Origin of the sequence: Streptomyces sp. NPDC015032 (assembly GCF_043080425.1) — a bacterium.
Classification (GTDB): Bacteria; Actinomycetota; Actinomycetes; order Streptomycetales; family Streptomycetaceae; genus Streptomyces.
This window is the reverse complement of sequence record NZ_JBIBVN010000004.1, coordinates 66693-87064: the sequence shown is the minus strand read 5'-3', so window position 1 is coordinate 87064 and position 20372 is coordinate 66693. Positions and strand designations below refer to the sequence as shown.

Here is a 20372-nt window from a genome sequence, read left to right as displayed (position 1 = left end):
CGGAACACCAGCGCCGGGACGGCCCGGCCGTCCCGGTGGGTGACACACCTGACTGCCGGAGAGGGGCTGAGCGCGCGTTCGAGTGCTGATTCGGCCGTCCCGCACTCTTTCCGACAAGCCGTCGGTAAATTGTTGCGCGGAAAGCGGCGGTCGTGGTCACATGGATGGGAGACCTGGTTAGGTCTGCCTAACCACGACCTCCACTCACCGGAGTTCCAGGAGGCATCCATGCCGACGTCCGAGCGTGACCCGCAGCCACAGCCGCAGCCCCAGCCGGAGCCGCAGGCGCCGTCCGCCCTGTCGATGAAGGATCTGCTGGCCTCGTGCGCCGCCGCCACGGCGGTGTCCACGCCACCGGCCGAGCCGGCCGCGGAGGAGACGGACGGGCTGCCGTCCCGGCGCGACGCGGCATAGCCCGTGCGCGGGCCCCGTTACGGGACGACGACCACCTTCGTGCGTACCGTCGCGAACTCCCACACCGCGTCCCCGTCGGCCCGGGACATCCGCACGCCCCCCGTCTTCAGCGACGGGTCCGGGCTCTCCATGGAGCCGTCCACCGCCGCGCTGAATCCGACGGACACGCCCTCCACCATCGTGAACCGCACCACGTGCTCGATCAGCACGCCGTCCGAGCCCTTGGTGGGCGGCCCCTGGCGCGGCGTACCCACCTGGTACGTCCCGGGCTTCGGGCTCAGTGCGCTCGGCATGACCGCGAAGGTCCTGACCGCCTTGCCGGCTTCGTCGACGAGCCACACCTGGCGGTCCTCCAGGGCGTACACCACGCGCTTCCCGGTGCCGGAGTCGGCCGGAAGCGCCGGCGGCAGCTTCTTTTTCTTTTCCTTCGGCTTGTCGTGGCTGGTGGCGGGTGCGCTGCCGGAAACCTTCGGCTTGGGGGCGGCGACGGAGTCGGGCGCGTTCGCCGATGCCTGGTAGGCCAGGAAGCCGACCACGGCGAGAGCCGCCGCGGTGAGCCCGGCCACGATTCCCGAGCTGCCCCTTGCCACCGTGCGCGCCCCTTTCGCTTCCGTATGTCGTACAAGCGTTTAGCGATTACGTCGTACCCGCGTGTACACGGTGACGGTAGCAGCCGGAACAGGTCCTGCCAGGACGCCGTACATGACGCCGTACCCCCGTCGCGGGAGCCGTAGGCTGTTTGCGTGCTCCTGCTCGCCGTGGATACCGCCACCCCCGCCGTCACCGTCGCCCTGCACGACGGGACCTCCGTCGTCGCCGAGTCCGGTCAGGTCGATGCCCGAAGGCACGGGGAACTCCTGCTGCCCGCCGTCGACCGGGTCCTCGCCGAGGCCGGGGTGAGACTCGACGCCGTGACGGACGTGGTCGTGGGCGTCGGCCCCGGCCCGTACACCGGGCTGCGGGTCGGCCTGGTCACGGCCGCGACCTTCGGCTCCGCCCTCTCCGTACCCGTGCACGGGGTGTGCACCCTGGACGGCCTCGCGTACGCCGCCGGACTGGAAGGCCCGTTCGCCGTCGCGACGGACGCCCGCCGCAAGGAGGTCTACTGGGCGCGCTACGAGGACTTCCGTACGCGCGTCACGGAGCCCGCCGTCGACCGGCCTGCCGACCTCGCCGAGCGGCTCGCCGGACTCCCTGTCGTCGGGGCGGGCGCGGTGCTCTACCCCGAGGCGTTCAGGGACGCCCGCGGCCCCGAGCACGTCAGTGCCGGTGCGCTGGCCGCCGTCGCCGTCGAGCGGCTTGCCGCGGGTGCGGAACTGCTGCCGCCGCTGCCGCTCTACCTCCGCAGGCCCGACGCCCAGGTCCCGAAGAACTACAAGGTGGTCACCCCGAAGTGACGAGCACGACTGCCGTACTGCGCGAGATGCGCTGGTGGGACATCGATCCGGTGCTGGAGCTCGAACACGAGCTGTTCCCGGACGACGCCTGGTCGGCCGGCATGTTCTGGTCCGAGCTGGCGTACTCCCGCGGCCCGCGGGCCACCCGCCGCTACGTCGTCGCCGAGGACCCCGCCACCGGCCGGATCGTCGGCTACGCCGGGCTCGCCGCGGCCGGCGACCTCGCCGACGTGCAGACGATCGGTGTCACCCGCGGCCACTGGGGCGGCGGCCTCGGCTCCGAACTCCTCACCGATCTGCTGAAACACGCCACGGCCTTCGAGTGCGCCGAGGTGCTCCTCGAAGTCCGCGTCGACAACACGCGGGCGCAGAAGCTGTACGAACGCTTCGGCTTCGAACCCATCGGCTTCCGCCGCGGCTACTACCAGCCGGGCAACGTCGACGCACTCGTCATGCGCCTTCACGTACAAGAACACGTACAAGAACACGTACAGGGAACAGAGACTGACTGATGGCTGACGAACCGCTCGTACTCGGCATCGAGACCTCCTGCGACGAGACCGGCGTCGGCATCGTCCGCGGTACGACGCTGCTCGCCGACGCCGTCGCGTCCAGCGTCGACACGCACGCCCGCTTCGGCGGCGTCGTCCCGGAGATCGCCTCCCGCGCGCACCTGGAGGCGATGGTCCCCACCATCGAGCGCGCCCTGAAGGAGGCCGGGATCAGCGCCCGCGACCTCGACGGCATCTCCGTCACGGCCGGTCCCGGGCTCGCGGGCGCGCTGCTCGTCGGCGTCTCCGCGGCGAAGGCGTACGCGTACGCGCTGGGCAAGCCCCTCTACGGGGTGAACCACCTCGCCTCGCACATCTGCGTCGACCAGCTGGAGCACGGCCCGCTGCCCGAGCCGACCATGGCGCTGCTGGTCAGCGGCGGCCACTCCTCGCTGCTGCTCGCGCCGGACATCACCAACGACGTACGGCCGCTGGGCGCGACCATCGACGACGCGGCGGGCGAGGCCTTCGACAAGATCGCCCGGGTGCTGGACCTCGGCTTCCCCGGCGGCCCGGTCATCGACCGGCTGGCGAGGGAGGGCGACCCGAAGGCGATCGCGTTCCCGCGCGGACTGAGCGGTTCGCGCGATCCCGCGTACGACTTCTCCTTCTCCGGCCTGAAGACCTCCGTGGCCCGCTGGATCGAGGCCAAGCGGGCGGCGGGCGAGGAGGTGCCGGTACGGGATGTGGCGGCGTCCTTCCAGGAGGCCGTGGTGGACGTGCTCACCCGCAAGGCCGTCCGGGCCTGCAAGGACGAGGGCGTCGACCACCTGATGATCGGCGGCGGTGTCGCGGCCAATTCACGGCTGCGGGCGCTGGCCGAGGAGCGGTGCGAGCGGGCCGGCATCCGGCTGCGGGTGCCGAGGCCGGGGCTGTGCACGGACAACGGGGCGATGGTCGCGGCGCTGGGCGCGGAGATGGTGGCCCGGGGCAGGGCGGCCTCGGACCTGGAGCTGTCCGCGGACTCGTCGCTGCCGGTGACCGACCCCCACGTCCCCGGTGCCGGCATGCACGGCCACGGTCACACGCACGACCACGATCACGTCCACGAGATCAGCAAGGACAACCTCTACTCATGAGCGGTACGACCGTCGCGTTGATGTGGGAGGCCCGCGCCGCCGGCGGCAGGGGCTCCGAGCTCCTGGAGTGGGCACGGGCCCGGTCGGCCGAACTGGCCCGCGAGCCGCTGCGGCGCGAGCTGCTGCGCGCCCCGCAGGACCGGGTCCTGGTCATCACCTGGTGGGAAGGGGCGTACGGTGACGAGCTTCCCGAACTCCCGGAGCCGGACGCCGAGTTGATCACCCGCCCGGTGCACCGCTGGCGCTTCGAGTCCCTGGGCGCCGTCGAGTCCCCCGGCTGACCGGCCCCGGGAGGTTCCTCGGCCCCGGGGCGCTGATCAGCCCTGGGAAGTTGCCCGGCCCTGGGAAGTTGCCCGGCCCCGGGCGGCGGCCCGGTCCGGGAGGTTGCTCGGTCCCGGGAGGCGGCCCGGCCCCGGGGCGCTGATCAGCCCCGGGAAGTCCCTCGGCTGATCAGCCCCTCGATGATCGCGTCGAGTTCCTCGGCCACCTCGTAGTCGGCGGCGTACTCGCGCCACCGGTCCTTGACCTCTGTCAGCCGGGGCAGCGCGGACGCGTCCTCCTCGGTGACCATCTCGGGGAAGTGGCGCCCGCTCGGCGGGTGCTGCGCGCGGCGTTCGGCCGCTCGGCGGAAGACCAGGTCGCCATAGACGTAACTCCAGATCGTCCGGTACGCGCGTACCGCACGGGCGGGGGAGAGGCCGCAGGCGAGCGCCGAGTCGATGATCTCCTCGACCATCCACAGCGCGTTCCTGTCGGTCAGCTCGCCCAGCGCCAGGATGTCCAGCACCCAGGGGATCTGCGCCAGGATGCCGTGCATGTGCACCGCCACCGCGAGCAGCCGCTCGCGCGGGTCCTCGGGCAGTTCGGGGCGCGGGAAGGCGGCCGCGGTGCCCGACAGGGTGAGCATGAGCAGCTCGTCCTTGTCCTGCACGTAGTGGTAGAGCGCCATCGGCGTCGAGCCGAGCTCCTTCGCCACCCGCCGCATGCTCAGGGCGTCCAGGCCCTCTTCCTCGATGATGCGGCGCGCGGTGGCGACCATCGCGTCCGGGTCGAGCCTGCGGGGCCGCCCCACGGACCGTTTCGCCGCGGTCCGCTTCCTCGTTGTTCCTGACGCCTTTGCCGCTCCTGGCGTCTCCTCTGTCCCTGGCATCCGGGCATTGTCCCCCGTCCGTTGCCCGCGATTAATTTTTATACGCGTATAGTAATGACAGTACCGAGTGATCTCCGAGGAAGGGGAAGTCGTGAACGACCAGTCACGGCATGAGCGTTGGCTGCTGGTGGTGGCCCTCATCGTGCAGTTCATGGTGGCGTTGGACATGTCCGTGGTGAACGTCGCGCTGCCGGACATGCGCAGCGATCTCGACTTCACCCCGGAAGGGCTCCTCTGGGTGGTGAATGCCTATGCGCTGGCCTTCGGCGGACTGCTGATGCTCGGCGGACGGCTCTCCGACCTGATCGGCAGCCGCCGGATCCTGACAGCGGGCCTGGTGCTGTTCGGCGGCGCGAGCCTGCTCGGCGGACTCGCGTGGTCGCCCGGCGGGCTGATCGCCGCGCGGGCGGTCCAGGGGATCGGCGCGGCCGCGCTCGCCCCGGTCGCCTTCGCCCTGATCGCCCTCGCCTTCCCGGCCGGGCCCGCCCGCTCCCGCGCCCTGGGGCTGTGGGGCATGGCCGGCGCGGCGGGCGGCGCGGTCGGGGTGCTCGCCGGCGGGCTGCTCACCGATGCGGCGGGCTGGCGCGCGGTGATGCTGGTGAATGTGCCGATCGTGCTGTTCGCGCTGGTGGGGACCGCCCGCACCGGACTGGAGAGCCGCCCCGCCAAGGCCGGTGCCCGGATCGATGTGGCCGGAGCACTGCTGGCCACCGCCGGTACGACGCTGCTGGTCCTCGGACTCGTCGGCACGTCCACCCACCCGTGGGGGTCCGCCCGGACGCTGGGCACGCTCGGGTCTGCCGTGCTCCTGCTGGCCGCCTTCGTCGCCGTCGAGCTGCGGACCAGGACCCCGCTGCTCCGTCCGGGCCTGCTGAAGGGCCGCCCGGTCCTGACCGCGAACCTCTTCGTCCTGCTGCTGAGCTCGGGGCAGTTCGCCGCGTTCTACTTCGTCTCGCTCTACATGCAGCTGGTGCTCGGCTACGGACCCACCGCCGCCGGTGCCGCCTTCCTGCCATTCACGGCGGGCATCGTCGCGGGCTCGATCGTCGCCACCCGTACGGTCGCGACGTTCGGCACCCGGCGGCTGCTGGCGGCGGGCGCCGGCCTCGCCGCGCTCGGCCTCGCCGGGTACGCGGCGACGGCGCGGGCGGACGGCGGCTTCCTGCTCTCGATCCTCGTCCCGTCCCTGGTCGGCAGCTTCGGATTCGGGATCTGCTTCGTACCACTGGGCACCGCGGCCACGACCGATGTCGCGCCCGACGAGACGGGGATGGCCTCCGGACTGCTGAACAGCGCCCGCCAGGTGGGCGGCTCGCTGGGGCTCGCGGTCCTGGTCACCGTCGCCGCCCAGGTCACCGGCGACGGGGGCCGGCCGGCCGATCTCGCGGCGGGATACTCGGCGGCGTTCTGGGTCTGCGCCGGCCTGCTCGCGGTGGCGGCGCTGACGGCCCTGGTGCTGCTCCCGGCACGCGCGCGGCCCGCCGCCGCGGCAGGCGCGCCGGCCGCTCCGGCGGACGCGCGGACCGCTCCGGCAGTCGGCCCGTCGACCGCTCCGGCGGCCGACTGAGCAGCTGCTCCGGTGGCCGCCCCGGAAGATTCTCAGAAGAATTCCGGTGGAGCTGTCGGCACACCGGGTGGTCCGGGCTCATGAGGGCGGCGATGAGGGCGCCGGTGCGGTCGGCTCCGGGACAGACCGGCTCCGCCCGCCCCGTCCGGCCCCCGCTCGCTCCCTCAGGGCGCGGCGACGCCCATCGAGTAGGCCCTCATCGCCTTCGGTACGCCCTCTGCGTAGAACACGTCGAGATCGACGATCGTGAACCCCGCGGCCGTCAGCATCTCGGCGACCGGCCGGGTCAGACGGCACCCGGCGAAGAGCCGCCGCTCCATCGGGTCGAGGCGGCGTTGCCAGCGGCGTACGTTCTCGTCCTCCTCCGGCGCCAGACCGTGCTCCAGGAAATGCAGGGTCGCACCGGGCTTGAGGACCCGGCGCACCTCGCGAAGTGCCGCGTCGGCATCGGGGATGGTGCACAGCGCCCACGTCGACAGGGCGCCGTCGAAGGTGTCGTCCTCGAACGGCAGGTACTGACTGTCCAGACAGGCCCGCCGTACCGGTGTGTGCCCCGCGTCGATCCGGTCGCGGGCCAGCTTCCAGCCGAGATCGGACGGCTCGACCGCGGCCACATCGGTGACGGCATCCGGGTAGAACGGAACGTTGTGCCCGGAACCGAACCCGATCTCGATGATCTCCCCGTACAGACCTTCGCAGACCCGGCGCCGCAACGGCTCGACCGACTTCATTCCGCCGACCGCATCGGCGATCCGGGGCACGACCCGTTCGACATAGAACCCCATCGCGAACCTCCGTGTGTCCCTCTCCAGCATGGCACCGCGGCGGCCCCGGCGCACCATGCCGCCAGCGGGGGCGGGTGCGCGGTCGGTAGGGTCTGGCCCATGTTTCACCACGCACAACTGCCGCCGCCGCCACCGCCCGTGGAGGTACGCACCTGGCCCGACCGGGAGGCGCTGCTCACCGACCGCGCCGTAGTGCTCGGAGAATTGGCGAGGAGGCATGTCTCACCGGGACGGCTGGTGGTGCTGTGGCTGTGGGGAGCGCTCTTCGCGATCGGCTGGTCGCTGGTGGCCGCGGCGCTCATCACGCTGGGGGAGACCTACGACATCTTCAGCGCCCTGATCGGTGTGATCCTCGCCGGCATGGGCGCCTGCTGCGCGGTGCCCGCGATCGTCTTCGTCGTCGCCGGTGTGCTCCGGGACCGCGAAATCCGCCGACTGCTCGCCACCTGGGGTGAGTTGGACCGTGATCCGGTGCGCGACGCGCGCTTGCGGATGCCGGGCATCAGCCTCGTCTGGCTGCTGATGTCCTTCGCGCTGTGCGCACTCGGGCTGTACGTGTGCGTCGCCGTCCCGGCGACCGACGAGGCGACCCGGGGCAGTTTCGGGCTGGTCGCCCTGGTCGTGGGGCTCGGGATGACCGGCTGGATCGTCGGACTGGTCGGCATCACCAAGGCGCTCGCCCACCGCCGTTGGGTGCTGCGGGTGCTGATCGGGGCGCGCGCTCCGGAGCCGCTGTTCTCCGTCGGGGGCGGTGCGCACCGCTGAGCCCGGACCTATCCTGTCCGGATACCTGGGCCACGCAAGGGGGAGCGTCGCATGGAGTGGTACTGGTGGGTCCTCATCATCTTCTGGACGGGCGGCTTCGGATGGGCCGTCGACAACGTCCGTACCGCACTGCGCAATCGGCACACCCGCAAGCTGGAGCTGCTGGAGGTGTCCAGGCAGGAGCGGCTGGCGGTCGAAGCGGCCCAGCGGCCACCGGAGCCGGTCTGCGGCTGCACACACCATCTCGCCAAGCATGACAAACAGGGCAAGTGCCATGAGCGGGTCGAGGTGCCGACGGCCTGGGACGAGTCCAAGAAGCCGGTCCGCTTCGAGTCGGACCGGTGCAACTGCCAGCAGTACGTGGGTCCGCAGCCGCTCTCGCAGGTGTACGCCGAGGACCTGACCGACCTGGCCTGAAGGTGCGGGAGCGGTGTGCTGCCTGACCGGCGGTGCGCGTCTCTACTTCCGCCCCGCCGCCCCCGACGGCACCGAGGAGATGGTGCGACTGATGGCGGGCACCGCAGTGATCGTCCCTCGCGGCCGCTGGCACCGCCTGGAACTGGACGCCCCCAGCGACCTGATGTCGATCACCTCTCGCCACGGCACCCGCCTCGAAAAGCGCACCGACACTCGCTGACCGCAGGGTGGTCCGGCACAGTCTGTCCGGAACAATCCGTTGTCACCGTCCACTTCTCATGGCCGGCACACATGCCAACTGGCCGTGCAGGGCGCGGTCTAAGGCATCTTCGGCGGCGTGGGCCGGCCGGTCACCGGGTGGCCGATCAGCATCGTCGGGGCTCCGGCCACCCGGGTCAGGAAGACCGTCGCGGAGTTCGGCCCCTGGAGCTTCATCCTGCGGCGCAGCTCCTCCGGTTCGACGGCCGAGCCGCGCTTCTTCACCGTCAGGACGCCGACCTTCCGCTCCCGGAGCAGCGCCTTCAGCCTCTTCATGCTGAACGGCAGCCGGTCGGTGATCTCGTACCCGGCGGTGTAGGGGGAGTCGTACGGCTCGTCGCTCGTGACGTACGCGATGGTCTCGTCGATCAGCCGGCCGTCGCACCGCGCCACGATGTCGGCGACCAGGTGGGCGCGGATGACGGCGCCGTCCGGCTCGTACAGATAGCGGCCGACCGGTCCGACGGGCGGGGCGGGCAGCGGGGCCGCGGACCACAGGGTGGCATCGGCCGGAAGCACGGTGGCCCGGTACGAACCGGGTGCGAAGCCCTCGCCGAACCAGAGCACGGCCTCCTTCACATCGCCGCCGTCCGAGATCCACTCGGCCTCCGCGCGCGCCGGGATCGCCTCGTGCGGGATGCCGGGGGCGATCTTCAGTGCGGCGCGGGGGGCGCCCAGCGCCGCGCCGGTCGCCCAGGAGAGCGGCGGCGAGTACGCCTCGGGGTCGAAGATCCTGCCCCTGCCGCCGCGCCGGGCGGGGTCGACGAAGACCGCGTCGTACGGCGAGGTGTCGATCTCGGTGACATCGGCGCACCGCACCTCGATGAGACCGTCCAGCCCGAGCGCGGCGGCGTTGGCGCGGGCCACCTCGGCGGTCAGCGGGTCGCGGTCCACGGCGAGGACGGAGATGCCCGCCCGCGCCAGCGCGATCGCGTCGCCGCCGATCCCGCAGCAGAGGTCGGCGACGCTCCGCACCCCGCCGGCCGCCACGAACCGCCGTGCACGATGGGTCGCCACCGACGTACGGGTCGCCTGCTCGACGCCGTTCGGTGTGAAGAACATCCGGTACGCGTCCTCGGCGCCGAACTTCGCCACCGCCCGCTGCCGCAGCCGCGCCTGCCCCAGGGCCGCCGAGACCAGGGGGGCCGGGTGGGTGCGGCGCAGCCGGGTGGCGGTGGCGAGCTCCTGGGCGGGATCGTACGACCGCAGCTCGTCCAGGAGCGCCGTGCCCTCGGGGGTACGCAGGGCCATGAAGGCGGCGAGGGGGCCGTCGGCGTCGGCCGGGCGGCCATGGCCGCTTGGCGGGTCGTTCGGGTCGTTCGGGGCGAGTGCGTTCACCCGCCCCATTGTGAGCCAGCCGGGTTGACCGGTGGACCCGGCGGAGGTGTCGGGCCGGAGCGCCTCGCCCGTGCTGGCAGGATGCGACGCCATGCGTCTTGTGCGACAAAAGGAAAAATTTATCATGGACTATGGCGAATCGGGTGCGCGCGGACCCCGGCGCGGGCGCGGCCCCGGCGGGCATCGGCCGGCCCGCGCGGTCCTGGCCGCGCTCCTGATCGCCGCCGTCGGCTCCGGCTGTGCCTCCGGGGCCGACGAACGCCGGACCCGGCCGTCCGCCGGACAGCCGGGCGGCTCCGGGCAGCCGGGCGCCCAGGGCCGCGCACCCGCCGGGTCCTATGAGAACGCGAAGTTCGGCCCGGCCGTACGTGCGGCCCTCGCCAAGAAGTGGGGGCTGGCCGGGCCCCCGCTGATCGCGCCCCCGCCGCCCGCCGTCAAACCGCACATCACCACCCGGAAGGGTTTCGAGGTGGAGGGCGGCGACGACTCCCTGCCGCCGGTCTTCACCACCGTCCCGACCGAGGACCGGGTCGTCTTCCTGACGATGGACGACGGAGCCGAGAAGGACCCCGAACTGCTGCAGATGATGGACGAGCTGGACATCCCGTACAGCGCCTTCCTCAGCGACTACGAGGTGCGCGACAACTACGGGTACTTCGGGGAGGCGCAGCGGCTGGGCGTCGGCCTCAACAACCACACGCTCAACCACCCCTACCTGCCCGGTCTCTCGTACCGCGAGCAGGAGCGCGAGATCTGCGACCAGCAGGCCATCATCGAGAAACAGTTCGGGAAGCGCCCCGCCCTCTTCCGGCCGCCCTACGGCAACTACAACGGCGACACGCTCCGGATCGCCAAGTCCTGCGGCATCAAGGCCGTGCCGCTCTGGAACGCGGAGGCGTTCCCGGACCACATGGAGTGGCGCGAGTTGGACCAGGACCTGCACCCCGGCGACATCATCCTCACGCACTTCCGGGGACGGAAGGAGTGGGACGGCAGCATGGCCGACCTGGTCCGCGCGGTCATGAAGACCGTCACGGACAAGGGGTACGCCGTGGCCCGGCTGGAAGACTACGTATGAGAAGGGCGTACCGGCTGCTCACCGGGCTGCTGCTGGCCGGTGCGCTCCTGACCGCCACCGCCGGGTGCGCGCAGTCGGTGGACCCGATCGAACGGCTGGGCCGCAAGGCCGCACAGAAAATGACGCACCCCCGGCCGGCCCCCGCGGCGGGCCCGCAGGCGCGTCCGCATGGCGGCCACGGCGCCCATGGCGACCACGGCGGCCATGGCAACCACGGCGACCACGGGGCGCCGGGGTCACCGGGTGTCATCGTCTGCGGCCGGCCGCCGGAGTCCGGGCACTCGTCGTCGTCACCGCCGCTGAGGCACTGGTGGCCGGACCGGCCGGGACCGTCCGAAGGGGTGGCGCCCGGCGCCGGGTGCGAGCGGCGGTAGTCCCCGCCCGGCCAGTGCCGTCGCCACGTACAGCAGGAGCGCCACCAGGATCCGGACCGCTCGCTCCCGGGCGGGGATTTTCCGACGCCACGACTGGCTGGATTGGCACTCCGCTTGACCGAGTGCTAATCGCGGTCATAGTCTCGGTGCTGGCACTCACCACTGGAGAGTGCCAGCAGTACTGTGCGACTGGCAGGTCCGGCACCCGCGACGACGGATCCACCTGGTCGCCACCCAAAGACTGTTACCCCGTGAGATCTCCGAAGGGGGAGACCGGATCGTGTCGACCGCCAGCACCAAGGTTGCGATCAAGCCGCTCGAGGACCGCATTGTGGTCCAGCCGCTCGACGCCGAGCAGACCACGGCCTCCGGCCTGGTCATTCCGGACACCGCCAAGGAGAAGCCCCAGGAGGGCGTCGTCCTGGCCGTGGGCCCGGGCCGCTTCGAGAACGGCGAGCGCCTTCCGCTCGACGTCAAGACCGGCGACGTCGTGCTCTACAGCAAGTACGGCGGCACCGAGGTGAAGTACAACGGCGAGGAGTACCTCGTCCTCTCGGCCCGCGACGTGCTCGCGATCGTCGAGAAGTAATTCACCCACGTTTGCTTCTGTTCTGCGCCCCTGGCCCCCGCGAATAACCAGCCGGGCGGCCGGGGGCGCAGTTCGTTCGAGAGGAAAGCTCAGCTCCCATGGCGAAGATCCTGAAGTTCGACGAGGACGCCCGTCGCGCCCTTGAGCGCGGCGTCAACAAGCTTGCCGACACGGTCAAGGTGACGATCGGCCCCAGGGGCCGCAACGTCGTCATCGACAAGAAGTTCGGCGCTCCCACCATCACCAACGACGGTGTCACCATCGCGCGCGAGGTCGAGCTCGACGACCCGTACGAGAACCTCGGTGCCCAGCTGGTGAAGGAGGTGGCGACCAAGACCAACGACGTCGCGGGTGACGGTACGACCACCGCCACCGTGCTGGCCCAGGCGCTCGTCCGCGAGGGTCTGCGCAACGTCGCCGCGGGTGCGTCCCCGGCCGCCCTGAAGAAGGGCATCGACGCCGCGGTCAAGGCCGTGTCCGAGGAGCTCCTCGCGACCGCCCGCCCGATCGACGACAAGACCGACATCGCCGCCGTGGCCGCGCTCTCCGCGCAGGACCCGCAGGTCGGCGAGCTCATCGCCGAGGCGATGGACAAGGTCGGCAAGGACGGCGTCATCACCGTCGAGGAGTCCAACACCTTCGGTCTGGACCTCGACTTCACCGAGGGCATGGCCTTCGACAAGGGCTACCTGTCCCCGTACATGGTGACCGACCAGGAGCGTATGGAGGCCGTCCTCGACGACCCGTACATCCTGATCCACCAGGGCAAGATCGGCGCGATCCAGGAGCTGCTCCCGCTGCTGGAGAAGGTCATCCAGGCCGGTGGCTCCAAGCCGCTGCTGATCATCGCCGAGGACGTCGAGGGCGAGGCCCTGTCGACCCTGGTCGTCAACAAGATCCGTGGCACCTTCAACGCCGTCGCGGTGAAGGCCCCGGGCTTCGGTGACCGCCGCAAGGCCATGCTCGGCGACATCGCCACCCTCACCGGTGCGACCGTCATCGCCGAGGAGGTCGGCCTCAAGCTCGACCAGGCCGGTCTGGACGTGCTGGGCACCGCCCGCCGCGTCACCGTCTCCAAGGACGACACGACGATCGTGGACGGCGGCGGCGAGCCCGGCGACGTCAAGGGCCGGGTCAACCAGATCAAGGCCGAGATCGAGGCCACGGACTCCGACTGGGACCGCGAGAAGCTCCAGGAGCGCCTCGCGAAGCTGGCCGGCGGCGTGTGCGTGATCCGTGTCGGCGCCGCCACCGAGGTGGAGCTCAAGGAGAAGAAGCACCGTCTGGAGGACGCCATCTCCGCGACCCGCGCCGCGGTCGAGGAGGGCATCGTCTCCGGTGGTGGCTCCGCTCTGGTCCACGCCGTCAAGGTCCTGGAGGGCAACCTCGACAAGACCGGCGACGAGGCCACCGGTGTCGCGGTCGTGCGCCGCGCCGCCGCCGAGCCGCTGCGCTGGATCGCCGAGAACGCCGGCCTCGAGGGCTACGTCATCACCTCGAAGGTCGCCGACCTCGACAAGGGCCAGGGCTTCAACGCCGCGACCGGCGAGTACGGCGACCTGGTGAAGGCCGGCGTCATCGACCCGGTCAAGGTCACCCGCTCCGCGCTGGAGAACGCCGCGTCCATCGCGTCGCTGCTGCTCACGACCGAGACGCTGGTCGTCGAGAAGCCGGCCGAGGAAGAGGCCGAGGCCGGTCACGGCGGCCACGGTCACGCGCACTGACGCCGTAGCCCCACCCAGCCACTGAGAGCCTGTCGGGTGACCTTCGATCGGGTAGCGGACGCGGTCTGGTGCGTGCGATTCCAAGGCGCCGGGATGTCCTCGTAGCGGAGCTACTTGGGCATTTCGGCAACGCGGGAAGCGTGCGTGCCAGGGCGTGGCCGCCCGATCAGAGGTCACCCGACAGGCTCTGAGGCCCGGTACCCCGTCGCGGGGTACCGGGCCTCGGCACGTGCCGCCCACATCGGCGCCCGCCCGGGGAACGCAGCGGGCCCGCCCCGGGATCGTGGGATCCCCGGGCGGGCCCGGCGACGGAGCAGTGGGCCCGGCGTCACGCCGAGCGCGGCAGCACTCCCGCCCTGACCGGGTCCGCGAACGGCCGCCCCTGCACGTACCGCTCCAGCTCGTCCAGCGCCTCGTCGGCCATCCGGTGCAGCTCATTGCCCAGCGAACCCGCGACATGCGGAGTGAGCAGCACATTCGGCAGCTCGTACAACGGCGAGTGCGCGGGCGGAAGTTCGGGCTCCGTCACATCCAGCACCGCGTGCAGCCGCCCGCTCGTCAGCTCGGGCAGCAGCGCCTCCTCGTCGACCAGCGAACCCCGCGCTGTGTTGATCAGGGTCGTCCCGGTCGCCATGGCCGACAGTTGCGCGGCGCCGATCATGTGGTGCGTCTCCGGGAGCTGCGGCGCGTGCACCGAGACGACCGAACTGTTCGTGCACAGCTCGTCGAGCGAGGTGAGCCGGACACCGAGCCGAGCCGCCTGAGCACCGTCCACGTACGGGTCGTACAGCAGGACGTCCAGATCGAAGGGGCGCAGCAGCTCGATCACCCGGCGGCCGATGCGCGAGGCGCCGACGACGCCGACCGTACGCCGGTAGTTGCCGGAGCCGTCCAGCTCCGCGAGCCAGTCGTGTTCGGTGCGCAGGGCGCGGTAGCGGTCGGCGGAGTGCAGGACACGCTTGTTCGCGAACAGGATCGCGGCGAGGGTGAATTCGGCGACCGGCAGCGCGTTGGCCCCGGCCGCCGAGGTGACGGCGATGCCGCGCTCCCAGCAGGCGTCCGTGATGTGGTGCTTCACGGAACCGGCTGCGTGCACCACGGCCCGCAGCCGGGGCGCGGCCGCCAGCACCTCGGCGGTGAGCGGCGTCGCACCCCAGCAGGTGAACAGCACCTCGGCATCGGCGAGCGCGGCGGCCACCTCGGGTGTCGGGTCGGCCAGGTCGTGGGCGACGAGGTGCGGGTCGGTGCGGGTGAGGGCGGCCAGCCGGGTGCGGTGGCGGTCGGCGAGGAGACGTGCGTCGATGCCGGGGCCCATCGCGAGCAGGGCGGTCGGCCGGGTGTCGGTGGCGTGGGGCATGGGGGAACTCGTACTCCTCAGGGCTCGCGCGAGAGTCACTTGACGCTTCCGGCGGTCAGACCGGCCTTCCAGTGCCGCTGGAGCGAGACGAAGGCGACGATCAGGGGGATGACGGCGAGGAGGGAGCCGGTGACGACGAGCGGATAGAAGCTCGGCTCGCCGTGGGTGTTGGTGTTCCAGGAGTACAGGCCGAGGCTCAGCGGGAAGAGCTTGCGGTCCGAGAGCATCACGAGGGGGAGGAAGAAGTTGTTCCAGATCGCGGTGAACTGGAAGAGGAAGACGGTCACGAAGCCAGGCATGAGCATGCGCAGCCCGATGGACCAGAAGACGCGCAGCTCACCGGCGCCGTCGATACGGGCGGCTTCCAGGGCCTCGTCCGGTATGTAGCCGGTGCTGAACACCCGGGAGAGATACACGCCGAACGGGTTGACGAGCACCGGGATCAGCACGGACCAGTAGGTGTTGACCAGACCGGTCTTGGAGGCCAGCAGGTACATCGGCAGGGCGAGCGCGGTCGTCGGGACGAGCACGCCCATCAGCACGAGGCCGAACAGCTTCTCCTTGCCCCGGAACTCGTACTTGTCGAAGGCATATCCCGCGGCCACGCAGATCAGCGAGCAGACGAGCGCGCCGACGCCCGCGTACAGGAGGCTGTTGAGGTACCAGCGGAAGTAGATGCCGTCGCCGTAGGAGGCCAGGTTCGACAGGTTCTCGCCGAGGTTGAAGCCCTCGAAGGAGAACGCGTTGCCCGCGAGCAGCCCGCCGGTGTCCTTCGTGGCGGCGGTGACCAGCCAGACGAGGGGAAAGAGCATGTAGACGACGGCGAGCAGGAGGAAGCCGTTGACCGCGGTCTTCGACATCCAGCGGCTTCGGGAGGCGGGGGAGTTCATGCTTTCTTGCCCTTCCGGCCGGTGAAGCGGGTGACGACGAAGGACAGCAGCGCGGCCGCGAGCGCCAGCAGGATGGAGGAGGCCGCGGCGAGACCGTAGTCGTTGCGTCCGAAGGCCGCGGTGTACGCGTACATGTTCGGCGTCCAGGTGGAGGTGACGGCGGAGCCGGTCCCCATGTTGAGGATCAGCGGCTCGGTGAACAGCTGGAGCGAGCCGATGACCGTGAACAGCGCGACCATCACGACCGACGCGCGGATCAACGGGACCTTGATGCCGACCGCGATGCGCCAGGCACCGGCTCCGTCGACCGTGGCCGCTTCGAGTACGGAGCGGTCGATGGCCTGCAACGCGGCGTAGAAGATCACCATGTTGTAGCCGAGCCACTCCCACAGGGCGATGTTGACGACGGAGGGGAGGGCGCCTTCGGGCGAGAAGAAGTCGAAGCCGATGCCGCCGGACTCCATGGCGCTGACCACCGGGCTGAGCTGGGGCGTGTAGAGGTAGACCCAGATCAGCGCGGCGATGATGCCGGGCACGGCGTGCGGCAGGAAGAGCGCGAGCTGGAAGAACCGGCGGGCGCGGGCCAGCGCGGAGTCCAGCAGCAGGGCGAGGGCGAGGGCCCCGATGAGCAGCAGCGGAATGTAGAAGAGGCAGTAACCGAGGAGTACGCCGAAGCCCTCGCGGAACGCCCGGTCGCCCAGGGCCGCCATGTAGTTGTCGAGTCCGCTGAAGACGGTCTCGGTGCCGCCGAAGCCCAGGCCGGACTGTTTCTCGGTGAACAGGCTGAGCCAGACCGCGTATCCGATCGGCAGCACCATGGCCACGGTGAACAGTACGAAGAAGGGCCCCAGCAGGATGGCGGCGGCTCTGGTCGTCCGGGCGCGTTTCATCAGCCTGCGTCCTCGACCTTCAGACCGCGCTTCTTCAGCTCGGCGACCGTGGCGTCGTGCCCGGCCTTCACCGCGTCCTTGATGGTGGTGCCGCCGCTCGCGACCTTGCCGAACTGGTCCTTCATGGTGGTGTTCGTGGTGCCGGTCGTCGGGCCCCAGTTCCAGTTCTGGCTGATCGATGTCGCGGCGCCCTCGAACACCTGGTAGATGTCCTCGCCGCCGTAGAAGCCGGCGTCGAAGGACTTCTTGGCCACCGGGCGCAGCGCCGCCGCGGCCGGGAAGGCGCTCGATGTGCCGGACTCGATGCGGGCCTTGATGCCTTCCTCGGTGGTCGACATCCAGGTGGCGAACTCGACCGCGGCCTCGGCCTTCTTGCTGGTCTTCGGCACCGCGAAGGTGGAGCCGCCGAGCATCCCGCTGGCCGGCTTGCCGTCCCAGCTGGGCATCGGGGCGACCGCCCACTTGCCGCTCTGCTCGGGCAGCGTGCCCTTGAGGACGCCCGCGCCCCAGGCGGCGCCGAGGTAGCCGACGGTGCCGCCGTTCTTGAGGGAGTTGGTCCACTCCGGGCTGAACGAGGCGTTGGCGCGGATCAGGTCGTCGTCGAGCAGACCCTGCCAGTAGTCGGCGACCTTGTTGGTGGCCGCGTCGGCCGTGCTGACCTTCCAGGTGTCGCCCTCGGGCTTGTACCACTGGGCGCCGGCCTGCCAGGCCATCGCCTGGAACGTGGTCGGGTCATCGGGGAAGAAGGTTCCGATGCGGGCCTTCTTGTCGGCCTTCTTGATCTTCTCGGCGGCCTTGCGGAACTCGTCCCAGGTCTTGGGGACCTCGACGCCGTACTTCTCGAACAGGTCCTTGCGGTAGTAGAACGACTGCGGCGAGGCGTCGAAGGGGACGGCCCAGTTCTTGCCGCCGAGCGTCGTCAGTTCGACTGCCTGCGGCAGCAGCTTCTTCTTGATGTCGTCGGTGAAGTACTGGCCGATGTCCTGGAGCGCGCCCTGACTGACGTACTCCGGAAGCTGCGGGTACTCGATGGAGACCAGGTCGGGGGCGTTGCCCGCCTTCACAGCGTTGGAGATCTTGGCGTACCCGCCCGCGTTGCCGGACGGGATCTCCTCGTACACCACCTTGATGTTCTTGTGCGAGGCGTTGAACGCGTCAACGACCTCCTTGGACCCCTTGGTCCAGCCCCAGAAGGTGATGCTGACGGGCTTTCCGTCGCTTCCGGCGGCGGATTTGTCGTCGCCGCTGCCGCCACAGGCCGTGAGAACGGCGAGGGCGGTGGCGGCGCCGACGACGGCGAGGGATGTTCTGCTCGAACTGCGGCTCACAGCGAGGCTCCTGAACTGGCGACGGCATTGGCGTTGGCCGTGATCCTTGGACCAGCCGTGACCGAAGTCAAGAGCGAAAGAGCGATTGATCGAAAAAAGATCAGATAAGTTACGTACGGAAGCGCTGCGGAATGCCCTGCGTGAGGGGCGCACGGGCCCGTCGTGGCGCCCGCCGCGCTGTCTGCGACGCCCGCCGCACTCTCTACGACTGCCGCACTGTCTACGACTGCCGCACTGTCTACGACAGGGACGCTCCGCAGGAGGCCCTGACCCGCAGCTGCGGCAGCAGCGTCAGATGCCGCCGGGGTGCGCCCGCTTCCTGGCCGAGCCGTTCCACCAGCAGTTCCGTCGCATGGCGGCCCACGTCGCGCTTGGGCGGTGCCACCGCCGTGAGCGGGGTGTCCGCGAGGGCCGCCACCTCGTCGTCGTAGGCGATCAGCGCCAGGTCGTCCGGCACCCGTACGCCCAGCTCGGCCAGGCGCTGCACCACCTGGATCGCGTCCACGTCGTTGTGGATCAGCGCCGCTGTTGCCATGCCCGAGTGGACCGCCTCGCGCAGTGCCCGCACGGCCTGCTCGAACGCGTCCGGGGCGAGCTCGGCCGGTACGGAATCGATCACGTCCTGCGGGGCGCGCAGCCCGAGCACGGCCAGGGCCTCCTCGTATCCGGACCGCACCGCGACGGCGGTCGGCGAGTCCGCACGGGCCATCAGCAGCGGTGCCCCGTGCCCGAGATTCACCAGGTGGCGGACGGCGAGCAGCACCCCGTGCGCGTGGTCCGAGCAGACCCGGTCCAGGCCGTCCAGCGGGGAGCCGGCGGTGGGCCTGCGCTCCAGCAGGACGGTCGGCACGGGCAGCGAGGCGATCCAGTCGCCGAACGCGGCGGGGTCGCCGGGGTGCTGCCAGCCCGGTGCGACCAGCAGCCCCTCGGCGCCCGCGGAGAGCAGCCCCTCGGTGCGGGCCTGGTCCTCCCGCGGCCGGTAGTCGGAGATCCGCAGGATCAGCCGGGCGCCCGCCCCGGCGGCGGCCTCGTGGGCCCCGCGGATGACCTCGGAGAAGTAGTACGTCGACGAGGGCGCGAGCATGCCGAGAACCAGGCCGCTGCCGCCACCGGGCCCCGCGGCGGCGGAACCGGCGTCCCGCGGCCAGGAGACCGAGCCGTGGACCCGGTCGAGCAGGCCCCGGCCGGCCAGCTCCTCCACGTCGCGGCGCACCGTGACGGGTGAGACCCCCAGCTGCGAGGCCAGATCCGAGACCCGGGCCGAACCCCGCTCCCGTACCAGTCCCAGCAGGCGGTCATGACGTTCAGCAGCACTTTCGCGCACGGCAGCAGTCCCCTCGCAAGTGTGTGGCCCGGCCCCCCGGTCCGGCCGGTGTCGGGGCCGTTGTTCCGACCCTAGACCACCGTGATCGAACGATGGGAGTTTCGATCATTCAAACGCTATCCATTGGCGTTCGATCAATCCGAGTCCAGGGTCGAGAACAACGGTGGCAGGGACTACTTCGGCAACGAGCTGAAGCCGGGCGCCCCCAACATCGGCGCCTACGCGGGCCGCGGGGTGCGCTGACCGCCCATCCGGCAGCCGCGCACCCGGCGGCCGACCGTTCACTGAGGACCGTACTTGCGGCCCGTCTTGGAGGTGACCCCTCCGAGCAGGCCGCGCGGCGCCACCTTCACGATCCCCATCAGCGCCTTGTACCGCGGGTCCGGGACGGAGAGGGCCTTGCCGCGTGCCAGGTCCGTCAGGGCCGTCGCCACCAGCTTGTCCGCGTCGAGCCACATCCAGCCCGGAACATTGCCGGTGCCCAATCCCGCCCGCTCGTGGAACTCCGTCCGTACGAAGCCGGGGCACAGCGCCATCAGCCGCACCCCCGAACCGTCCAGGTCCTTCGCCGCGCCCTGGGTGAACTGCACGACCCACGCCTTGGACGCGCCGTACGTCCCGCGTGGTACGAACGCCGCCACCGAGGCCACGTTGACGACGCCGCCCCGCCCCCGCTCCCGCATTCCGGCCGCGGCCGCCGAGGTCAGCCGCAGCACGGCCTCGCAGTGCACCTTCAACATGTTCAGCTCATCGGCCATGGGCACTTCCAGGTAGTGGCCCTTGTTGCCGAACCCGGCGTTGTTGACCAGCAGATCGACCGGCTGCTGACGGTCGCTCAACCGGTCCTCGACCGCAGCGATCCCCTTGTCCTCGGACAGATCGGCCGTCAGCACCTCGGCCTCGATGCCATGCCGGTCGTGCAGCTCGGTCGCCTGCTCGCGCAGCCGCTCGGTGTCACGCGCCACCAGCACCAGGTTGTGCCCATCGGCCGCCAGCCGCCGCGCGAAGGCGGCTCCGATTCCCGCGGTCGCTCCTGTAATCAGTGCAGTCGTCATACGCGGCACGGTAGCGTCTGACCGGTGCGTCGCGGCCGACAG

22 protein-coding genes and 1 pseudogene are annotated in these 20372 nt (G+C 70.8%); 13 read left to right on the top strand and 10 right to left on the bottom strand.

The features are described 5' to 3' along the window. Positions 1-228 precede the first annotated feature (228 nt). Entirely contained in the window at positions 229-414 is a 186-nt protein-coding gene (locus tag ACF08M_RS08835) for a hypothetical protein (protein WP_392184553.1), read from the top strand. A gap of 17 nt (positions 415-431) precedes the next feature. Here the strand turns inward: ACF08M_RS08835 and ACF08M_RS08830 are convergent, their stop codons facing one another. Further along, positions 432-980 carry a hypothetical protein gene (locus ACF08M_RS08830; protein ID WP_392184803.1) on the bottom strand — a complete coding sequence of 183 codons (549 nt, stop codon included), beginning with the start codon at positions 978-980 and terminating at the stop codon, positions 432-434. 177 nt (positions 981-1157) lie between these two features. On the opposite strand from ACF08M_RS08830, the gene tsaB reads away from it, so the two are divergent. The 4 genes from tsaB to ACF08M_RS08810 are packed head-to-tail and all read left to right on the top strand — an operon-like array spanning position 1158 to position 3722. Further along, a complete protein-coding gene (gene tsaB / locus ACF08M_RS08825) occupies positions 1158-1811 on the top strand; it encodes a tRNA (adenosine(37)-N6)-threonylcarbamoyltransferase complex dimerization subunit type 1 TsaB (RefSeq protein WP_392184552.1) in 654 nt (217 codons plus the stop codon). Further along, positions 1808-2323, top strand: coding sequence for a ribosomal protein S18-alanine N-acetyltransferase (gene rimI, locus ACF08M_RS08820; RefSeq protein ID WP_392184551.1), 516 nt, complete (start codon positions 1808-1810; stop codon positions 2321-2323). Before tsaB ends, rimI begins: the two co-directional genes overlap by 4 nt. Continuing rightward, entirely contained in the window at positions 2323-3441 is a 1119-nt protein-coding gene (tsaD, locus tag ACF08M_RS08815; protein ID WP_392184550.1) for a tRNA (adenosine(37)-N6)-threonylcarbamoyltransferase complex transferase subunit TsaD, read from the top strand. Before rimI ends, tsaD begins: the two co-directional genes overlap by 1 nt. After that, on the top strand, positions 3438-3722 hold the full coding sequence (locus ACF08M_RS08810) for a hypothetical protein (protein ID WP_392184549.1): 285 nt from the start codon (positions 3438-3440) through the stop codon (positions 3720-3722). Before tsaD ends, ACF08M_RS08810 begins: the two co-directional genes overlap by 4 nt. Positions 3723-3865: 143 nt before the next feature. Here the strand turns inward: ACF08M_RS08810 and ACF08M_RS08805 are convergent, their stop codons facing one another. Next, positions 3866-4591, bottom strand: a complete 726-nt coding sequence (locus ACF08M_RS08805) for a TetR/AcrR family transcriptional regulator (protein ID WP_392184548.1) — start codon at positions 4589-4591, stop codon at positions 3866-3868. Between the two features lie 91 nt (positions 4592-4682). Between ACF08M_RS08805 and ACF08M_RS08800 the strand changes: the two genes are divergently transcribed. Further along, entirely contained in the window at positions 4683-6158 is a 1476-nt protein-coding gene (locus ACF08M_RS08800) for an MFS transporter (protein WP_392184547.1), read from the top strand. Between the two features lie 164 nt (positions 6159-6322). Here ACF08M_RS08800 and ACF08M_RS08795 read toward each other — a convergent pair whose 3' ends face one another. After that, positions 6323-6943 carry a class I SAM-dependent methyltransferase gene (locus ACF08M_RS08795; protein ID WP_392184546.1) on the bottom strand — a complete coding sequence of 207 codons (621 nt, stop codon included), beginning with the start codon at positions 6941-6943 and terminating at the stop codon, positions 6323-6325. A 99-nt stretch (positions 6944-7042) separates the two neighbouring features. Here ACF08M_RS08795 and ACF08M_RS08790 point away from each other — a divergent pair, with 99 nt between their 5' ends. From ACF08M_RS08790 to ACF08M_RS08780, 3 genes and pseudogenes are all read left to right on the top strand, one after another. After that, entirely contained in the window at positions 7043-7708 is a 666-nt protein-coding gene (locus ACF08M_RS08790) for a hypothetical protein (RefSeq protein ID WP_392184545.1), read from the top strand. A gap of 51 nt (positions 7709-7759) precedes the next feature. Beyond that, positions 7760-8125 carry a hypothetical protein gene (locus tag ACF08M_RS08785; protein WP_392184544.1) on the top strand — a complete coding sequence of 122 codons (366 nt, stop codon included), beginning with the start codon at positions 7760-7762 and terminating at the stop codon, positions 8123-8125. Further along, a pseudogene (locus tag ACF08M_RS08780) lies at positions 8121-8345 on the top strand (cupin); the annotation flags it as partial. The gene ACF08M_RS08785 and the pseudogene ACF08M_RS08780, both read left to right, overlap by 5 nt. A 98-nt stretch (positions 8346-8443) precedes the next feature. Here the strand turns inward: ACF08M_RS08780 and ACF08M_RS08775 are convergent. Continuing rightward, positions 8444-9730: a methyltransferase domain-containing protein gene (locus tag ACF08M_RS08775; RefSeq protein ID WP_392184802.1), complete on the bottom strand. Its 1287-nt coding sequence runs from the start codon at positions 9728-9730 to the stop codon at positions 8444-8446. Positions 9731-9812: 82 nt separating this feature from the next. Here ACF08M_RS08775 and ACF08M_RS08770 point away from each other — a divergent pair, with 82 nt between their 5' ends. The 4 genes from ACF08M_RS08770 (at position 9813) to groL (ending at position 13486) form a co-directional block, all read left to right on the top strand. Then, a complete protein-coding gene (locus ACF08M_RS08770) occupies positions 9813-10799 on the top strand; it encodes a polysaccharide deacetylase family protein (RefSeq protein WP_392184543.1) in 987 nt (328 codons plus the stop codon). Next, on the top strand, positions 10796-11173 hold the full coding sequence (locus ACF08M_RS08765; RefSeq protein ID WP_392184542.1) for a hypothetical protein: 378 nt from the start codon (positions 10796-10798) through the stop codon (positions 11171-11173). Before ACF08M_RS08770 ends, ACF08M_RS08765 begins: the two co-directional genes overlap by 4 nt. Positions 11174-11453: 280 nt before the next feature. Beyond that, on the top strand, positions 11454-11762 hold the full coding sequence (gene groES / locus ACF08M_RS08760) for a co-chaperone GroES (RefSeq protein ID WP_124716902.1): 309 nt from the start codon (positions 11454-11456) through the stop codon (positions 11760-11762). A gap of 98 nt (positions 11763-11860) precedes the next feature. Continuing rightward, on the top strand, positions 11861-13486 hold the full coding sequence (gene groL / locus ACF08M_RS08755; protein WP_392184541.1) for a chaperonin GroEL: 1626 nt from the start codon (positions 11861-11863) through the stop codon (positions 13484-13486). A gap of 328 nt (positions 13487-13814) precedes the next feature. On the opposite strand, the gene ACF08M_RS08750 is transcribed toward groL, so the two are convergent. The 6 genes from ACF08M_RS08750 to ACF08M_RS08725 form a co-directional block, all read right to left on the bottom strand. Further along, on the bottom strand, positions 13815-14843 hold the full coding sequence (locus ACF08M_RS08750; protein WP_392184540.1) for a hydroxyacid dehydrogenase: 1029 nt from the start codon (positions 14841-14843) through the stop codon (positions 13815-13817). A gap of 35 nt (positions 14844-14878) precedes the next feature. Beyond that, entirely contained in the window at positions 14879-15733 is an 855-nt protein-coding gene (locus ACF08M_RS08745; protein ID WP_392184539.1) for a carbohydrate ABC transporter permease, read from the bottom strand. Next, positions 15730-16623 carry a carbohydrate ABC transporter permease gene (locus ACF08M_RS08740; RefSeq protein ID WP_392184538.1) on the bottom strand — a complete coding sequence of 298 codons (894 nt, stop codon included), beginning with the start codon at positions 16621-16623 and terminating at the stop codon, positions 15730-15732. Before ACF08M_RS08740 ends, ACF08M_RS08745 begins: the two co-directional genes overlap by 4 nt. Then, a complete protein-coding gene (locus ACF08M_RS08735) occupies positions 16623-17951 on the bottom strand; it encodes an ABC transporter substrate-binding protein (protein WP_392184537.1) in 1329 nt (442 codons plus the stop codon). Before ACF08M_RS08735 ends, ACF08M_RS08740 begins: the two co-directional genes overlap by 1 nt. A 238-nt stretch (positions 17952-18189) precedes the next feature. After that, complete coding sequence (locus tag ACF08M_RS08730) at positions 18190-19275, bottom strand: substrate-binding domain-containing protein (protein WP_392184536.1); 1086 nt, start codon at positions 19273-19275, stop codon at positions 18190-18192. Positions 19276-19556: 281 nt separating this feature from the next. Beyond that, positions 19557-20330: an SDR family NAD(P)-dependent oxidoreductase gene (locus tag ACF08M_RS08725; protein ID WP_392184535.1), complete on the bottom strand. Its 774-nt coding sequence runs from the start codon at positions 20328-20330 to the stop codon at positions 19557-19559. Positions 20331-20372: the final 42 nt, after the last annotated feature.